We start from the raw sequence: 15,826 nt of genomic DNA on the forward strand, positions 1-15,826 counted from the left end.
AAAAAGCTTTCGTGACCTTTTTGTCAATTGAAGCTTTACCACCAACATTTTTACGCACAATTAAAAGCAATGGAAACGTTGCCAGGAATTCTATGACCTAAAATCAAGCCTATGAATACTTTAACAATTAACAACCTAAACCTCACCTACAAAAATGGTTTTCAAGCTATTAAAGATTTTTCTTTGAATATAGAAAATGGAATGTTCGGCTTATTGGGACCCAACGGAGCCGGAAAATCATCACTAATGAAAACCATCGTTGGATTGCAGAAACCAACTTCGGGTACAATCATTTTTAAGGAAATCGATGTTTCTGAAAATCCTGATCATATCAAACAAAATCTCGGATTTCTTCCTCAGGATTTTGGCGTTTATCCCAAAGTATCAGCTTATGATTTGTTACAACATATCGCCATATTGAAAGGAATTGCAAACAGTTCCGAACGAAAAAACCAGATTTTAAATCTGTTAGAAAAAGTCAATCTTTCTGATTTTAAAAATAAGGAAGTCCATACCTTTTCCGGCGGAATGCGACAGCGTTTCGGGGTTGCACAAGCTTTGCTGGGAAATCCTAAGATCATTATAGTTGACGAACCCACCGCTGGTCTGGATCCCGAGGAACGAAACCGTTTCAACTCATTACTTAACGAAATCAGCAATGATGTGATCGTGATTCTTTCCACACATTTGGTTGAGGATGTCCGGAATCTGTGTTCAGAAGTAGCCATTATCAACAAAGGAAACCTTCTCACAAAGGGAAATCCAACCGAACTGATCTCCGAGCTGGAAAATAAGATCTGGTCAAAACCAATTGAAAAAGAACAGTTGGAAAATTATCAATCAAATTATAAGATCATCAGTCAACAATTGATTGAAAGAGAATTGTATATCACTGCGTTTTCGGAACAACCGCTTTCAGATTTTACGGCAGTCCATCCATCGTTGGAACACGTTTATTTCCATACGCTTACTCAAAAACCATAGTTATGAATGTTTTATTTTTATTTGAGGCCAAACGTACAATCAAGCGTTGGCCTGAATATTTCGTTGCCTTAATTCTCCTGTTAATCGGCATTTTCTGTGGAAATCAGTTCAATCTTACCGTTGGAGAAGGAATTTATTTAAATTCTCCGTACACAATTGGTTTTATGACAGGATTATTAAGTCTGGTTATCATCTTTTTTGCCATAATTTTTGCCATTCAGGTGCTTTTTAAAGATTGGGATTCGAAATTTGATATTCTCATTTTCTCGTATCCATTTTCAAAACGAACATATCTGCAGGGGAAATTTCTTACTTTTTTTCTGCAGACTTTCTTCAGTTTTATATTTTTAATGATTGGATTTATAATCGGACAAAATCTAAGAACGGGAAGTGAAATTCAGCAACATTTTCAGTTCTGGCATTACTTCTACCCTCTTCTGATTTTCGGCGGAATCAATTGTATCGTAGTCTGCAGCTTTTTATTTTTCATTTCATTTACCACCAAGAAAAAACTACTGGTTGTTGTCGGCGGACTGTTTCTTTACGTTCTTTATATGGTGATCCTCGTTTTTTCCAATTCACCGTTTATGGCAGGAAGTTTACCGCAATCATTACAAACACAGCAATTATCAGCATTGATAGACCCTTTCGGGATTTCATCTTATTTTTTTGAAGCAAGAACGTTATCGGCTCAACAAAAGAATGAATTGATTGTACCATTTACCGGATTTTTATTGATCAACAGAATCGTTTTTGTGATTATTTCAATGTTACTTTTGGTATTGACTTACAGGCTGTTTTCATTCTCTCCACCTTCCCAAAACAAAAATAAAAGCAAAAACAAGGTCGCAAGTATTTCTTTTACTAAAAATTTAAAACCATTTACAACCGCGAGAACTTCTTTTGGATTTATTTCTGATATAAAATCCGTCTTATCATTTGCAAAAATCGATCTCATTTACCTTATTAAAAGCATCACCATTGTAGCCATTTCAATATTACTCTTATTTTTTGTTGGAATGGAAATGTACGCTGAAATAGAAAAGGGAATCCGTCTTCCTCAAAAATATGCGAGTTCAGGATTGATGTCGACTACCATTTCGGAAAATTTCCATCTATTTGGAATGCTGATCGCCATTTATTTTATTAATGATTTGTACTGGAGAAGCCATTCATCGGGGTTTTCACTGATTGAGAAAAGCACTTATTTTTCTAAAAACAAACTCAGCGGACATTTTCTTTCCATCAGTGTCTTATTTTTCTTTCTTACGGCTATTTTGATTTTTGAAGGATTGATATTTCAGTTCATTTACAGCTATTTTCACATCGATTGGAATGCGTATCTGGGAACCGTTCTTTTTAACACTTTTCCATTAATTCTTTTTTCAACTTTTATTTTGCTGATCAATGACAATATTAAAAATCGATTTGTAGCGCTGGGAATTTCTGTGCTTGTGGGTTTTACATTCGCAGGACCTGTCTCGAAAAAAATCATATCCAATCCGTTATTGAGAATATTTTCAGATTACAAAGGCGTTTACAGCGATTTTAACGGATACGGACCTTATGCGTCAGCTTTTGCAGAACGATTGCTGTTCGGACTAAGTTTAATTGCTTGTTTTTGGCTGATTAATAAAAGCTTCAAAACAAAAAAATGGAATGTAAAACAACTCATTCTCACAGTTTTTATATTATCTGTTGGAGTTTTTGCCGGAAATCTTTTTATGAAAGGTTATATTCCTCAAAATGAAGATGAAAAGATGGCACAATCGGCTCAATACGAAAAGAAATTCAAACATTATAAAGATCTTGCACAACCGACCATTACTGATGTGACTACCGAAATACAGCTTTATCCATCTGAAAATTCTTATCAGATCAATGGAACATATAGGTTGTTAAATCAAACCGATCAACCTATTGACAAGATTTTGATTAATTTCGATTCTGATCTCCAAATAGAATCAGCCAATTTCAAAACAGATTCTGAATCAAAAAAAATTGATCAGAAAGTAACTGAAATTGACTTAAAACAATCTTTAAAGCCCGGAGAAAAAGCCACTTTGGATTTTAAAATTTCCTATCAATGGTCGGCAGTTAATGGTCACGATTCTTTCAATTCAATCATAGAAAATGGTTCTTTTATGAGAATCAGCCGATATTTTCCAACTTTCGGATATAAAGCTGATAATGAAATTGAAGATGAAGAAAAACGGGCCGAATTTAAACTCGAAAAGCAATCGGAATTAAAAAAATTAGAAGCTCCAGAAGTATTCAAAAAAGATTTCATTAATCTGAATATGACCGTTTCAACAGAAAAAGACCAGACCGCTGTAGGAACCGGAGATCTGATTCAACATTATAATAAAGATAACAGAAATTATTTTCAATATAAATCGACTGGGATTCCATTTCGATTTGCTGTTTCCTCCGCAAAATATCAGATGAAAAGCTTGATTTATAAAGGAATAACGATCAATATTTTTTATAATAAAAAACATTCGGAAAATGTAGATCATTTACTTAAAAATGCAAAAATTACGTTGGATTATTGTACACAGAATTTTGGAAAATATCCGTTCAAAACCATCAGCTTTGCTGAAGTTTCTTCTTTCACGAAGGGTTTTGCGGCTACCGCTTATCCATCATCTATTTTTATGACAGAAGATATGCTTTTCCACGCCAATATTAAAGCTGATCAAAACCAGGATGTCATCAATGAACTTGCAGGGCACGAACTTTCGCATCTCTGGTGGGGAAACAGCCAGATCGATCCCGATGACAGAGAAGGCGCTGTGATGCTGACTGAAACCTTAGCAATGTACACCGAAATGATGATTTACAAAAAGATGTACGGAAAAGAAAAAATGTTGGAAAGAATAAAAGTTCATCAACAGATTTTTGATAATGAAAAAGGCTTATCTGAAAATCAGCCGCTTTACAAAGTGAGCGGTGAAAATACGCATATTTCGTATTCAAAAGGTGCTGTCATTATGGTGAAATTGAGCGAACTGATTGGTGAAGATAAGGTAAACCAAGCGCTTAAAAGTTTTCTCTTACACAATCAATATCCTAAAAAACCGACTACTTTGGATTTGCTTAAAGAGTTTTATAAGGTAAGTCCTAATGATGAAGTCAGGAAGAAAGTCTATAATTTATTCAGTTCTGAATAATTTTAAAACTTTAATAAATGAAAAAATCCCCGTACTTTTATCAGTGCGGGGATTTTTTCGAGACATATAGATCAGTCTTCCTTGGTCACTTTAACATCTGTAAAGTGTCCTAAAGTTCCGGGACCTATCCATAATCCAATACTTCCACGAACATCTTTACCCTGTTTCAGGTCGTTGACGATCAAGGTAGGCTGAGAAGCACCATTAACATACAACGTTGCAGTATCATCCTTTACTACAATTTTTATTTTGATCCATTCTGCAGGCAATATATCGACGTATGATTCATACTTTTCCGGCGTCTCTTTTCTTAATTTTTCCCAAGGGAATCCTGGAATGGAAATATATTGGCTGGAGTGGTTTCTGCGAATCTGATCATCTGCCCTTCCATTGGTCGGTCGCAAATAAAAAACTTCCATTTTAGAAGCATCCAAAGCTGCCCTGAATGCAATTCCAACAAACCCACGAGCCGTTTCTCCCGCATTAGCAAGCGGCTGCCCAGAAATTGTAGCTTCAATAATACCGTTATGAAAATCTATGTCCTTCAAAATCGCCAATGTGTTGTCTCCAATAGCTTGACCAGGAATTTCTAAGGCTAAAGCGTCTTTACCTTTATAGACCGTTTTCTTGGCAGTTACCTGAAACGGTAGTACATCATATGGAGTTATTGCTTTGTTTTGCGCTTTGGACTGTAAACTAAACATTAAGCTTAACACCAAAATAAATAACAGCTTTTTAGTCATATGGAAGAGGATTTTAAATCTTTGATCCCTCTAAAATAAAAGAAATAAGGTTTCCATTCAAATATATCAGTCCCTAATTTGAAATTATATCCTAAAAACACTATTGAGAGAGTGATATAAAATAGGGAAACTATGTTTTCATTTTCTAATTAAATTTAAAATGAATATATTTCAGTTCATTTTAAATTTAATGGGTTTCGATGTAGAATCTTTTTCTTCCCAACTATTTTATTTAGCTGGAATTTTAATTGCTTTTTTTGCCTGTTTTCTAATATTGGGGAAGTCTCAGAAAGGATTGGCAGATTATCTTCTTTCGGTATGGTTTCTATTAATCGGGATCCATCTGATCTGTTTTTTATTTATATTTTCGAACTCGTACATTAGATTTCCTTATCTTCTTGGATTGGAAATACCTTTGCCATTGGTTCACGGTCCAATGTTATATTTGTATCTCAGTTGTCTTACAGGAAATTATCCCAAAAGAAAAATATGGTTGCTTCATCTGGCGCCTGTGGTGATTGTTTACTTTTCCTTGCTTGACTTTTTTCTGATGTCATCCCACGATAAGATTGAGATCTACCAACATAATGGAGGTTCCTATAAAGTATTGCGCACCATTATAAGCTTAATAATTGCTTTTTCAGGTATTTTTTATGTGATTTTAAGTACATTAATGATAAAAAAATATCAGAGACAGATATCAAATATCTACTCAAATACTGAAAAAATCAACCTGAACTGGGGATTTTACCTCATCATTGGTATATCGACGATCTGGATAGCTGTTATGATAAAAAGTGAGATCCTTATTTTTTCCCTCGTTGTATTATTTGTAGTATTGGCCGCTTATTTTGGAATCAGTAAAGTTGGTATTTTAAATCCGGCTCTACTCGACAAGAAGGACGAAGAAAATTTAAATACTGACAATGAGATTGAGTATCCAAAATACCAGAAAAATTTTGCCGGTGACGAAACGATACAACGCGTTTATAAAAAATTAGTTTCTCTGATGAATGACCAGAAGCTGTATAAAGATCCGGAACTTAATCTGAATCATATTGCAAAACTACTCGATGTCCATCCCAATGTATTGTCTCAAACCATCAACTCTGTCGAAAATAAAAACTTCTACGATTACATCAACCGCTACCGTATCGAAGAATTTAAAAGAATCGTTGTATTACCAGAAAATCAAAAATTTACAATTCTGACATTGGCATTCGAATGCGGATTTAATTCCAAAACCTCATTCAATAGAAATTTTAAGAAATATACGGGCTGTTCACCTCGAGAATTTTTAAAAGATCAGAAGCTTATTTCCTGAGACTATTTCCTACAAAATACCAATTATTTTATATTTAAATTATCAAAAATAGGTATCATCTTTCATTTTGGAACACTTTTATCACCTGTAATTCTGACTTTTACAGAAAATTTAGAAATCCTTATGAAAAAACTACTGTTTGTCCTGATTTGTATTCTTGCGCTTATGATTGGCGCCTATCCTTTGACCTATGCTTTTGTAGATCATAAAAACACTTTCTTGCACACCAAAGCGCCAGAGCTTCTTGCTAATTTAGTTTGGAAAGCTACATTTTTCCTGCATATTATTTTTGCTGGTCTATCATTACTGATTGGATGGACGCAATTCGGCAGCAAATTCCGAAATAAACATTTGAAGCTACATAGAATGTTGGGAAAAATCTACATTATCTCTGCATTGATAGGTTCTCTTTCAGGAATCTATCTGGGATTTTATGCCAATGAAGGTGCTGCCGCAGCATTGGGATTCATATCTCTAGGATTGGTCTGGTTTATATTCACGTTTAATGCCTTTTTGGCAATAAGAAAAAGAAATATAATAGCCCACCAACAGCTTATGATATATAGTTATGCCTGTACTTTTGCTGCAGTTACGCTGAGGTTATGGTATCCACTTTTAGTAAAAATAACCGATGACAATTCCTTTTCATACATTACTGTTGCCTGGCTCTGTTGGATTCCGAATATTTTTGTGGCCTATTTTATTAATAAAAAGAATAAAATTGCAGATGAATCTCTTATTAAGTTCACAAGACAAGACCATTAGTTTTTTAAATTGCTAAAATGGCTCTTCAGCTTGTCCTAAATTGAATTATAACTTCAGGGGAAATTGAAAGGGGAAAAGTGAGATAAATGTATCAAATGAAATAGTAGCAATTACAATCCTTAGACAAATATTTATGTTAGCCAATAAAAAATGGTTATAATTCAGTATTGACAGATATTGTTTAACCATATACTTTTGTTCATCTAATAGATTTTGAAAAATTATGAAAACCCTCATTCTTAAATTGACAATCCTAGTTGCCATACTGATTTTCCATCAGAACCAGGCTTGTTCTGCCTTTTTGCTTACAGGAAAAAATTATAATGTAGTTGGTTTTAATGAAAACTGGAAAACAATGCCTGGAATGATCGTTGTCAATAAACGGGATGTTGTTAAACGAAATATAAGCTGGCAGAATCTTACGACCAATGACACACAAGCCTCAGCAAGCTGGACATCTAAATATGGATCAGTGACATTCAATCTTTTAGGATATGAATTCCCTTGCTATGGCGTTAATGAAAAAGGATTATTCCTGGTTGAACTTTATCTTCAAGAAACCAACAGATTCCGAAATCCTAAACAGGCAGATATGTTTTGGGCACAGTGGATTCAGTATCAGTTGGACAATTACAAATCGGTTAAGGAGGTAATCAAACATCTTAATGACGGTCCTAATATTGATTGGTGGCCTAATGCAGCTGGTTCACACTTCTTTCTGACTGATGCAGCTGGTAATTCTGCAACGATTGCCCTCTTAAATAACAAGTACACTGTTCTAAGCAATAAGGAAATGCCAATGCCACTACTGTGCAATAATCAATATCACACAGATATAGACAAAGCTAAAAAATATGATTTTATGGGCGGAAAAGAAAGGTTTGACCTTAACCAGATAAATTCCTGGGATGATCGTTTCAGTAAGGCTTACTTTATGATGAAAAACTACACATATGATGGTAAACCTGTGGATTATGCGTGGAACATTTTAAATTCTATCCATCCCGGAGAATGGCAAACTGTAATCGATACCAAGTTAATGACCCTATACTTTCGTTCGGATTTGCAGAAGGAAATCAAATCAATTGCATTGAATGATTTAGATTTTTCGAAAAATTCATCGGTTAAATTTTTAGACATTCATACAAAGAAGGTGGGACAGGTAAATAATTCCTTCGAAGTGCTGAGCATTGAAAAAAACAGTGAATATGTTGAGAAAGGTTTTCCCATTGGCTATGACAATAAAGAATTTGCAACATCTAATACCTTTTCCCAATTAAAAGAAAATATTAAAAATTTTTTCAAGACTGTCCTACCTTCTACTGATAAGAAGTAGACGTTTTAAGCTAGGGATTCTATTAAGACTTTTCAGGTTCAAAACATTGAAATAATAGAAAAAAAAAGGTTAGTTTAGATAGCTAAAAAAACTGTTCTAATACTTCCTTGCTTTCCTTCAGATATTGACGAAGCGAGATAAATCCGTTCCGAAGGTAATAAAAACCGTCTGTCAAATGTCTTACTTTTGAAATATGTCAAACCGTATGAAAAAAGACCACCTGATTCTATTACTGTTGGTACTGATTAAATTTTTTCTTCAGTATTCATTAATAAACACTGAATATGAATTGCATAGGGATGAATATTTGCATCTTGATCAGGGCAACCATCTGGCTTGGGGCTTTTTATCTGTACCGCCTGTTAATTCCTGGCTTGCCTGGGTAGTTCAAACGCTTGGAGCTTCTGTGTTCTGGGTAAAATTCTTTCCGGCATTATTCGGCGCACTTACCATAGTGGTTGTATGGAAAATAGTGGAAACTTTGAATGGGGATCTCTTTGCAAAAATATTGGCAGCAACAGGCGTATTGCTTTCCATTCTACTACGTTTGAACATGCTATTCCAACCAACTTCCCTGGAAGTATTGCTGTGGACATTGCTGTACTTTGTTTTGATTCGATATTTTAGATCTGAACAGGCTAAATGGCTATATGTGGCAGCGGTTATTTTTGGAATAGGCTTTTTGAATAAGTATAATATTGTATTTTCAGTCTTGGGCTTGATACCTGCTCTTTTAATAACCCAACATTGGAAGATTTTCCTTAATAAACATCTGTATTTTTCTGCATTATTAGCCTTGATGATAATGTTGCCTAATCTGATCTGGCAGTTTAATCATAATTTCCCTGTAGTTGACCATATGGGTGAGTTAGCAGAAAGGCAATTGGTTCACGTAAGCCGCCTTAATTTTTTGAAGTCACAACTGCTTTTCTTCGTTGGAGTACTGTTTGTTTGGCTGCCCGGTTGCTATGCCCTGTTATTTTATAAACCTTTCAAGGAGATTAGATTTTTGTTCTGGGCTTATGTTTTTACGATAGTTCTGTTTGTAATTTTTAGGGCGAAGGATTATTATGCGATTGGTCTTTACCCTACTTTTATTGCTATTGGTGCAGCATATCTTGGTATTTTGTTTGAGAAGAGCCGGATAAAGTGGATTCTGAAGATTACAAGCTTGAGTATTCCTGTACTGCTGTTTTTACCATTGTACAATTTTGCTTTTCCAAACAAAAACCCAAAGTATATAGTAGAGCATCCTGATCATTACAAGCGTTGGGGATTATTGCGCTGGGAGGATGGGAAGGATCATTCCCTGCCACAGGACTTCGCTGATATGCAGGGCTGGAAGGAATTGACTCAGAAAACTGATCAGGAATATATCAAAGTCTCAAAATATGGGAAGACGTTGGTCCTTTGCGATAATTATGGACAGGCAGGTGCTATCAATTATTATTCAAAGCAGAACATTAAGGCCGTTTCGTTTAATGCCGACTACCTTTACTGGTTTGATCTGAGTGAAAAATATACCAATCTGATCCGCATCAAGGAATATTCTGAGCCTGATGAACTGATTGAAACAGGTCCATATTTTAAAAAAGCTGAATTAGTGGATTCTATTGTAAATCCGTACGCAAGAGAAAGAGGAACAATGATATTTAGTTTTATGGGGGCAAAAATGGATATCAGAGACCGTCTTAAGGCTGAGATTGATGATGCTAGATAAACTTTTTACATTTCACATTAAATTTAATTGTTTTGCTGAATCATAAACGATTTAATGGCTAATACATATCTTTGCTTTTATTATGAACAGCTCAGAAAATCCATTAAACCACAGCTTTAGCGCTGAACTTGTTATTGAGGCCTTAAGTGCTTCTCCTGCTCCCACGGCCATTTATTCAGGTGAAAATATTGTGATACGGTTTGCTAATGAGGGAATGCTTGCGCTTTGGGGCAAAGATGCGTCCGTAATAGGCAAACCATTGATGGAGGCAATTCCCGAATTGGAAGGTCAGCCTTTTTTCGGTTTGTTGCAGGAAGTCTGGCGTACCGGCAATAGTTTTTCAATTTCAGAAGCGCCTGCTAGACTAATTAAGAACGGTAAGGAAACGCTGGATTATTTCGATTATGAGTATAAGGCACTCTTGGATGCTGATAATAAGACCTGGTGTATCTTGAATACTGCATTAAACGTAACAGCTCGCCGTGATTTCCTGCAGCAGATCAAAGAGAAAGAGGAACGGGAAAAAGTTTTTAATGAAGAACTAGCTGCTACATTGGAGGAACTGACTTCTACCAATGAAGAACTCGGCAGTTCTCTGAGTCAGCTAGCACAAAGCAGGGAGTATATCCGTACTATTATTGAACAGGCTCCTGTAGGCATCGCTATGTTGAAAGGACCTAATCATATCATAGAAATTGCTAATCCGAGAATTCTGAACATATGGGGGCGTGAAGAGTCAGAAGTTATAGGTTTTGCACACGAACTGGCACGCCCAGAATTAATCGGCCAGCCTGTGAACCGATGGCTCAGAGAAGTTTACCAGAGTGGAAAACCTCAGGTCAATAAAGAATTTTTGGTTAAACTTCGTCATCAGGAAGGTCTGAGGGAGGCCGTTGTTAATTCTATCTATCAGCCTATTTTTTCTGGTGATGGAAGTATTTCTGGGGTTTTGGTTATACTTGAAGAAATTACAGAACAGGTTTTAGCGCGGAGAAAAAATGAGAATGACCAGCAGATGTTGGCTTTGGCTATTGATGCTGGTGAGCTGGCTACTTTTTATTACCAGCCTACAACCAACCTATTTTCAGGGAATCCACTTCTGAAAAAATGGTTTGGTTTATCTTTAGATGAAAATCTGGATCTGTCTCTCGCATTGTCAGTGATTGTACCGGAAGACCGTGAGCGCGTGGTTGAAGCCATTTCGTCTGCACTTAGCAAAAAATCTGATGGTCATTATTTTATTGAATACCGAATCCAAAACAGTACAGACCAAAAGCCAAGGCTGCTTCAGGCCAATGGCAGGGTTTTTTATGATCAGCAAGGCAATCCTTTGAGCCTCAATGGCACACTGAGGGATATTACAGAACAGAAAAAAGAGGAACAAAGGAAAGACGATTTTATGGGAATGGTAAGTCATGAACTTAAGACACCTATTACGTCACTTAAGATTTATCTTCAGGTTTTACAACGGGAAGCCGCAAGAACAGAAAATATTTCTCAACAAAACATGCTTGAGAAATCTTTAAAGCAGGTTGATAATATGACCGGTATGATTAACGGATTTCTTAATGTTTCAAGGCTGGATTCTGGGCAGTTGCATCTGGAAAAAACATCATTTGATTTTCATTCATTGTTCTCTGAAATTGAGGACGAGTTACAGTCAACCATAACAACACATCATTTCGATTTTAAGGCATCCGAACCCATTTTGGTATGTGCAGACCGAGAAAAGATATCGCAGGTTCTTCATAACCTGATTGGCAATGCAATAAAATATTCTCCTAATGAAAGTGTAATCACTATAGCCTATGAGCCTACTGGGAATGACAGTTTAAAAGTCAGTGTAGAGGATCAGGGCAAAGGTATCTCTGAAGATGATCAACACCGGATCTTTGAACGCTATTACAGAATTAAGGACAGCAACAGTGGTTCAATAGCAGGTTTTGGGATTGGACTTTATCTTTGTAAAGAAATTGTTGAACTTCACAATGGCAGCGTAGAAGTCCAAAGTAAACTAGGAAGTGGCACTGTGTTTAACTTCTATTTACCTCTTGGAGAAAAAAATTGATTAAACTATTTCTGAAAGGCAAAGTATTTGGTAATTGGTTTCTTGGAAGGTGTCGAGATTTTTCAATATTACACTAAAATAATCATAATAATCAATGGCCAACAACCGCAAATAGAAAAAAGACACACTAAATTGTAACCGTGATGTAAATAATGGTTCGATTTGTCCAATTTGCAAAACGAATAAAAACATTACCTATATTTTATGGATTAGCAACAGCTGCAAACTGAAAGATTAGAATTTTAGTCTGTAATCCAATTAGTTTTTAAGAATCATCAAACTCCTCTTATGATTTTGGAAACCATAATGTTCATAAAGTTTTTTAGCTTTCTCATTATGATTTTCTATTTCCAATAAGACAATTTTGAAATTATTTTCAACAGAAAAATCCTTCACAAATTCCAGAGCCTTTTTTCCCAATGATTTCCCTTGAAATTCCGGTTTTACAAATAATTCATCCAAGAACAGAATCTCGCCACCAAATTCAAAACTGAAATATTTAGCCAAAATAATGTAACCTACAATTTCCTCTTCAAAAATAATTTTAAAACAATCTCCGTAATTGTCATTATTGATGAATTTTACAAAATTATCAGTCGTTAATTTTTCATCAAAAGGATATAAATCAATCGCATAAAAATCCTTCATCATTTCGCATAATTCAGGAATATCAGAGATGTTTGCTTTTAAAAATTCGTGATTCATTTTTTCTTTTTATTTTCTCTCCAGAGCCAAGGCGCAACTGGAACATTATCTTTCCAGAGTCCTACTCTATTTTTTCGAGCTTCGTTTTCCAGTTTTGCATAAGAAGAATCTTTGGAATATTTTTTATAATGCCAAGCCATTCCTTGTTTTAGCATTTGCTTATTCACATTTTGATTTTTATCATTGATGACAACTGCAATTAATCGTTTATATCGGTCGTATTTTTCTGCTTGAACTATGACAATTTTTCCGAAACAAAGATTGGATAAAGTTTGTTTCGCCTGATTTCCAAAGGGCTGCGTTCCTCTTTTCTCCGGCGAATCTATGTGTGCGAGACGAATTTTAATGGGATTTTTCTTGTAAAGAACTTCCATTGTATCACCATCAGAAATCCCAATGACTTTCGCAGAAAATGTTTTATGACTAAGATTTTCCTTAAATTGACTTTGCCCAAAACAGAGAATCGAGATAAAGATTAATACTAAAAATCTATTCAAAATAATTAAATCTCAAATTTCTTTTTAGCCAATTCTTTTCTTACACGGCTCAAACTTTCCGGAGTAATTCCAAGGTAAGAAGCTACCATCCATTGTGGCGCACGAAGCATCAGATTCGGGTATTTTTTCAGGAAATCCAGATAACGTTCTTCCGCAGTTGTGCTAATCAAAGCATTTACTCTATTCTGAAGATTCTTGATATGGTTAAACATCAATCGTTGATTTTTTTCGGCAACATCAGGATAGATTTTTGAAAGATTCTCAAAGAAACCTTCTCTTGTCACCACAATCGTACTTTCCTCGATGGCTTCTATGTAGAATCTCGATTTTTCGTTAAGCAACTGACTGGTTGTATCAGAAATAATCCAGTTTTCCGGCGCAAATTGTATCACGTGTTCTTTCCCAGCTTTATCAATAGAATACATTCTCAATAAGCCTTTTTCCACAAAAAATGTACAGTCAGAAATCTCGCCTTCTCTCAGGATGATTTCGTTTTTTTTAACTTCTTTGATTTCATAAAAAGATGAACATAGTTCTAAGCTTCCAATCGGAACACCTAGTATTTTAGAAAGATGATTGCGGAAATTCTGATATTCCATTTGTGTTGATTGTATTTAATGAGCAAGGATGATTAATTAACTGTATGCAAATCGATATTTTGGTGAGATGCGTTGTACGTTGATTTTCCATTTTCCAGAACGATAAGCTGTGGACTCTGGTGAACAATATCAAAACGGGATTCAATTTCGTTTGATAAGTTTCTGTGAGCTAACAAATCCAAAAAATAATACGAGTAATCTTTATCCGAATTCTGCATTTGCTTTTCGAAGTTTTTCAACACAGTTTTACTGATGAAACAACGTGTAGAATGTTTGAAAATCAAGACTTTTTGCTGAGAAGATTTCTCAACAGCAGAATCCAAATCTTTTTCAGATTCAATTTTTCTCCAAAGACTTTTGGTCTGATCCTGCTCTTCTTTTTTACCAAATATTTGATCTAAAAATCCCATAAAATCGATTTGAGTAAAATTATGATTTTATATCGAAATAGAAAAAAAATTTTGACTAATGGTGATGATGAAACAAATGTCCGCCTAAAGCCAAAACAATTCCGCAAATGACCAGAATAATCTTTTGCCAGTCCATCTTGTGATTCTTGTTACTTTCAAAAATAATTACGGACGAAATATGAAGGAAAATTCCGCCAACTACAGCCAAGAAATAGACTTTCAAATTCTCGTCAAAGTACTTCCCTAAAAGCATTCCCAGAGGTGAAGCCAAAGCAAAAACGAGGACAATCAGCCAGAATTTGGTAGAGAAATTTTTGCTGTGAGCCAAGAAACTTCCCAAGACAAATGAAATCGGGATATTATGAAACAAAATCCCTAATAAGTAAGGAGAAAACGTCTCTTTCTCGTGTGATAAAGGAATTCCTTCTATAAAAGCGTGAACAAACAGTCCGATAATCAACGCAACAGGAATAATAGAATGTTCATCGGAATGATGATGAAGATGCCCGTGTTCAAAACCTTTGGTCAAACTTTCCAGCAACATCTGAATCAAAACCCCGAGAATGACAAAAATCCCAATATTATGGTCTTCTGAATGATAAACTTCTGGAAAAACTTCATTCAAGCAAATCGTTATCAAGAAACCGGCACTTAGAATGAGAAGATTTTTGGCGAATTGTTGTTTGCTTCCGAAATACTTCCCGAGAAAAACACCAATCAGAACACTTAAAATTAATAGAAGTATAATCATCTTAAAACTTAAATCTATTTAATCTTTCTAAACAAATTAATACATCTTTGTGATTTGCTTTCATCAAAATCATTCAGTTGATAATCGCCCCAACGTTGGATTAATTCGAAACCAAATTCATATGCAAATTTCAGGATTTTTTCAGGAGAAGTCAGCTTTACTCTTTCGAAAAAGTGGTGTTTTTTATCATCCGCTTCAAAATCAATTTCCTTCATAATACACTCATCTTCAATATGTTTTTTGATATTGAAAACGATATTTTCTCTCACGATTGAAGAGCTCGGGGTAATGACTTTTTTTACATATTCTGCATTCAGAAAATCCAAAACAAAAAAGCCATCATCCTTCAAAACATCAGAAACAGATTGGAAAACACTTTTATCCTCTTCTTCTGTTTCAAAATATCCAAAACTTGTAAACAGATTGAAAACCGCATCTACAGGCTCACTTTCTATTTTATTTCGCATATCGTGAACCTGAAACTTCAAAGTTTCTGTCTCAAATTGCTTATCAAAACGGATACTTTGTTCAGATAAATCCAATCCTAAAACATCGTAACCCAATTTGTTTAGATAAACAGAATGTCTGCCCTTTCCGCAAGCCAGATCAATTATTTTTGAGTTTTTCTCGAGTTTCACATAATCCGTTAAAAGATTCAGAAAATCTTCTGCTTCCTTATAATCGTGATTTTTGTAAAGAATATGATAATATGGTGTATCAAACCATTCTTCGAACCATTGCATCTTGCAAA

14 protein-coding genes are annotated in these 15,826 nt (G+C 35.0%); 7 read left to right on the forward strand and 7 right to left on the reverse strand.

From position 1 onward, the window contains the following. Positions 1-111: 111 nt before the first annotated feature. Together BUR19_RS07905 and BUR19_RS07910 are read left to right on the forward strand one after the other, a co-directional pair. Complete coding sequence (locus BUR19_RS07905) at positions 112-984, forward strand: ABC transporter ATP-binding protein (protein WP_074234568.1); 873 nt, start codon at positions 112-114, stop codon at positions 982-984. 2 nt (positions 985-986) lie between these two features. Then, positions 987-4,157, forward strand: a complete 3,171-nt coding sequence (locus tag BUR19_RS07910) for a M1 family aminopeptidase (RefSeq protein ID WP_074234570.1) — start codon at positions 987-989, stop codon at positions 4,155-4,157. 71 nt (positions 4,158-4,228) lie between these two features. On the opposite strand, the gene BUR19_RS07915 is transcribed toward BUR19_RS07910, so the two are convergent. Next, on the reverse strand, positions 4,229-4,705 hold the full coding sequence (locus BUR19_RS07915; protein ID WP_221407772.1) for a hypothetical protein: 477 nt from the start codon (positions 4,703-4,705) through the stop codon (positions 4,229-4,231). A gap of 355 nt (positions 4,706-5,060) precedes the next feature. Between BUR19_RS07915 and BUR19_RS07920 the strand changes: the two genes are divergently transcribed. From BUR19_RS07920 to BUR19_RS07940, 5 genes are all read left to right on the forward strand, one after another. Then, positions 5,061-6,224: a helix-turn-helix domain-containing protein gene (locus tag BUR19_RS07920; RefSeq protein ID WP_245799041.1), complete on the forward strand. Its 1,164-nt coding sequence runs from the start codon at positions 5,061-5,063 to the stop codon at positions 6,222-6,224. 123 nt (positions 6,225-6,347) lie between these two features. Next, a complete protein-coding gene (locus BUR19_RS07925; protein WP_074234573.1) occupies positions 6,348-6,989 on the forward strand; it encodes a DUF2306 domain-containing protein in 642 nt (213 codons plus the stop codon). A gap of 223 nt (positions 6,990-7,212) precedes the next feature. After that, positions 7,213-8,325 (forward strand): linear amide C-N hydrolase, encoded by a 1,113-nt coding sequence (locus BUR19_RS07930; RefSeq protein WP_074234575.1) that lies wholly within the window; start codon positions 7,213-7,215, stop codon positions 8,323-8,325. A 205-nt stretch (positions 8,326-8,530) separates the two neighbouring features. Next, positions 8,531-10,045 carry a glycosyltransferase family 39 protein gene (locus BUR19_RS07935; protein ID WP_074234577.1) on the forward strand — a complete coding sequence of 505 codons (1,515 nt, stop codon included), beginning with the start codon at positions 8,531-8,533 and terminating at the stop codon, positions 10,043-10,045. Positions 10,046-10,127: 82 nt separating this feature from the next. Continuing rightward, positions 10,128-12,113: a PAS domain-containing sensor histidine kinase gene (locus tag BUR19_RS07940; RefSeq protein WP_074234580.1), complete on the forward strand. Its 1,986-nt coding sequence runs from the start codon at positions 10,128-10,130 to the stop codon at positions 12,111-12,113. Positions 12,114-12,371: 258 nt separating this feature from the next. On the opposite strand, the gene BUR19_RS07945 is transcribed toward BUR19_RS07940, so the two are convergent. The 6 genes from BUR19_RS07945 to BUR19_RS07970 are packed head-to-tail and all read right to left on the reverse strand — an operon-like array spanning position 12,372 to position 15,818. Beyond that, a complete protein-coding gene (locus tag BUR19_RS07945; RefSeq protein WP_074234582.1) occupies positions 12,372-12,818 on the reverse strand; it encodes a GNAT family N-acetyltransferase in 447 nt (148 codons plus the stop codon). Next, positions 12,815-13,315 carry a thermonuclease family protein gene (locus BUR19_RS07950; protein ID WP_245799042.1) on the reverse strand — a complete coding sequence of 167 codons (501 nt, stop codon included), beginning with the start codon at positions 13,313-13,315 and terminating at the stop codon, positions 12,815-12,817. The genes BUR19_RS07945 and BUR19_RS07950 overlap by 4 nt, the downstream gene beginning before the upstream one ends. A 5-nt stretch (positions 13,316-13,320) precedes the next feature. Continuing rightward, the gene (locus BUR19_RS07955; RefSeq protein ID WP_074234586.1) at positions 13,321-13,914 is read right to left on the reverse strand and encodes a Crp/Fnr family transcriptional regulator; all 594 of its coding nucleotides are present in this window, start codon (positions 13,912-13,914) and stop codon (positions 13,321-13,323) included. 32 nt (positions 13,915-13,946) lie between these two features. Beyond that, complete coding sequence (ytxJ, locus tag BUR19_RS07960) at positions 13,947-14,324, reverse strand: bacillithiol system redox-active protein YtxJ (protein WP_074234588.1); 378 nt, start codon at positions 14,322-14,324, stop codon at positions 13,947-13,949. Positions 14,325-14,379: 55 nt separating this feature from the next. Then, a complete protein-coding gene (locus BUR19_RS07965; protein WP_074234591.1) occupies positions 14,380-15,075 on the reverse strand; it encodes a ZIP family metal transporter in 696 nt (231 codons plus the stop codon). Positions 15,076-15,089: 14 nt separating this feature from the next. Next, the gene (locus tag BUR19_RS07970) at positions 15,090-15,818 is read right to left on the reverse strand and encodes a class I SAM-dependent methyltransferase (RefSeq protein WP_074234593.1); all 729 of its coding nucleotides are present in this window, start codon (positions 15,816-15,818) and stop codon (positions 15,090-15,092) included. Between the last annotated feature and the right edge of the window lie 8 nt (positions 15,819-15,826).

Source organism: Epilithonimonas zeae (assembly GCF_900141765.1).
In the GTDB taxonomy this organism is placed as follows: Bacteria; Bacteroidota; Bacteroidia; order Flavobacteriales; family Weeksellaceae; genus Epilithonimonas; species Epilithonimonas zeae.

Excerpts from the sequence above, each read along its gene's own strand:
- BUR19_RS07905 (WP_074234568.1), top strand. The coding sequence starts at position 112 with ATGAATACTTTAACAATTAACAACCTAAACCTCACCTACAAAAATGGT.
- BUR19_RS07910 (WP_074234570.1), top strand. The coding sequence starts at position 987 with ATGAATGTTTTATTTTTATTTGAGGCCAAACGTACAATCAAGCGTTGG.
- BUR19_RS07920 (WP_245799041.1), top strand. The coding sequence starts at position 5,061 with ATGAATATATTTCAGTTCATTTTAAATTTAATGGGTTTCGATGTAGAA.
- BUR19_RS07925 (WP_074234573.1), top strand. The coding sequence starts at position 6,348 with ATGAAAAAACTACTGTTTGTCCTGATTTGTATTCTTGCGCTTATGATT.
- BUR19_RS07930 (WP_074234575.1), top strand. The coding sequence starts at position 7,213 with ATGAAAACCCTCATTCTTAAATTGACAATCCTAGTTGCCATACTGATT.
- BUR19_RS07935 (WP_074234577.1), top strand. The coding sequence starts at position 8,531 with ATGAAAAAAGACCACCTGATTCTATTACTGTTGGTACTGATTAAATTT.
- BUR19_RS07940 (WP_074234580.1), top strand. The coding sequence starts at position 10,128 with ATGAACAGCTCAGAAAATCCATTAAACCACAGCTTTAGCGCTGAACTT.
- BUR19_RS07945 (WP_074234582.1), bottom strand. The coding sequence starts at position 12,818 with ATGAATCACGAATTTTTAAAAGCAAACATCTCTGATATTCCTGAATTA.
- BUR19_RS07955 (WP_074234586.1), bottom strand. The coding sequence starts at position 13,914 with ATGGAATATCAGAATTTCCGCAATCATCTTTCTAAAATACTAGGTGTT.
- ytxJ (WP_074234588.1), bottom strand. The coding sequence starts at position 14,324 with ATGGGATTTTTAGATCAAATATTTGGTAAAAAAGAAGAGCAGGATCAG.
- BUR19_RS07965 (WP_074234591.1), bottom strand. The coding sequence starts at position 15,075 with ATGATTATACTTCTATTAATTTTAAGTGTTCTGATTGGTGTTTTTCTC.
- BUR19_RS07970 (WP_074234593.1), bottom strand. The coding sequence starts at position 15,818 with ATGCAATGGTTCGAAGAATGGTTTGATACACCATATTATCATATTCTT.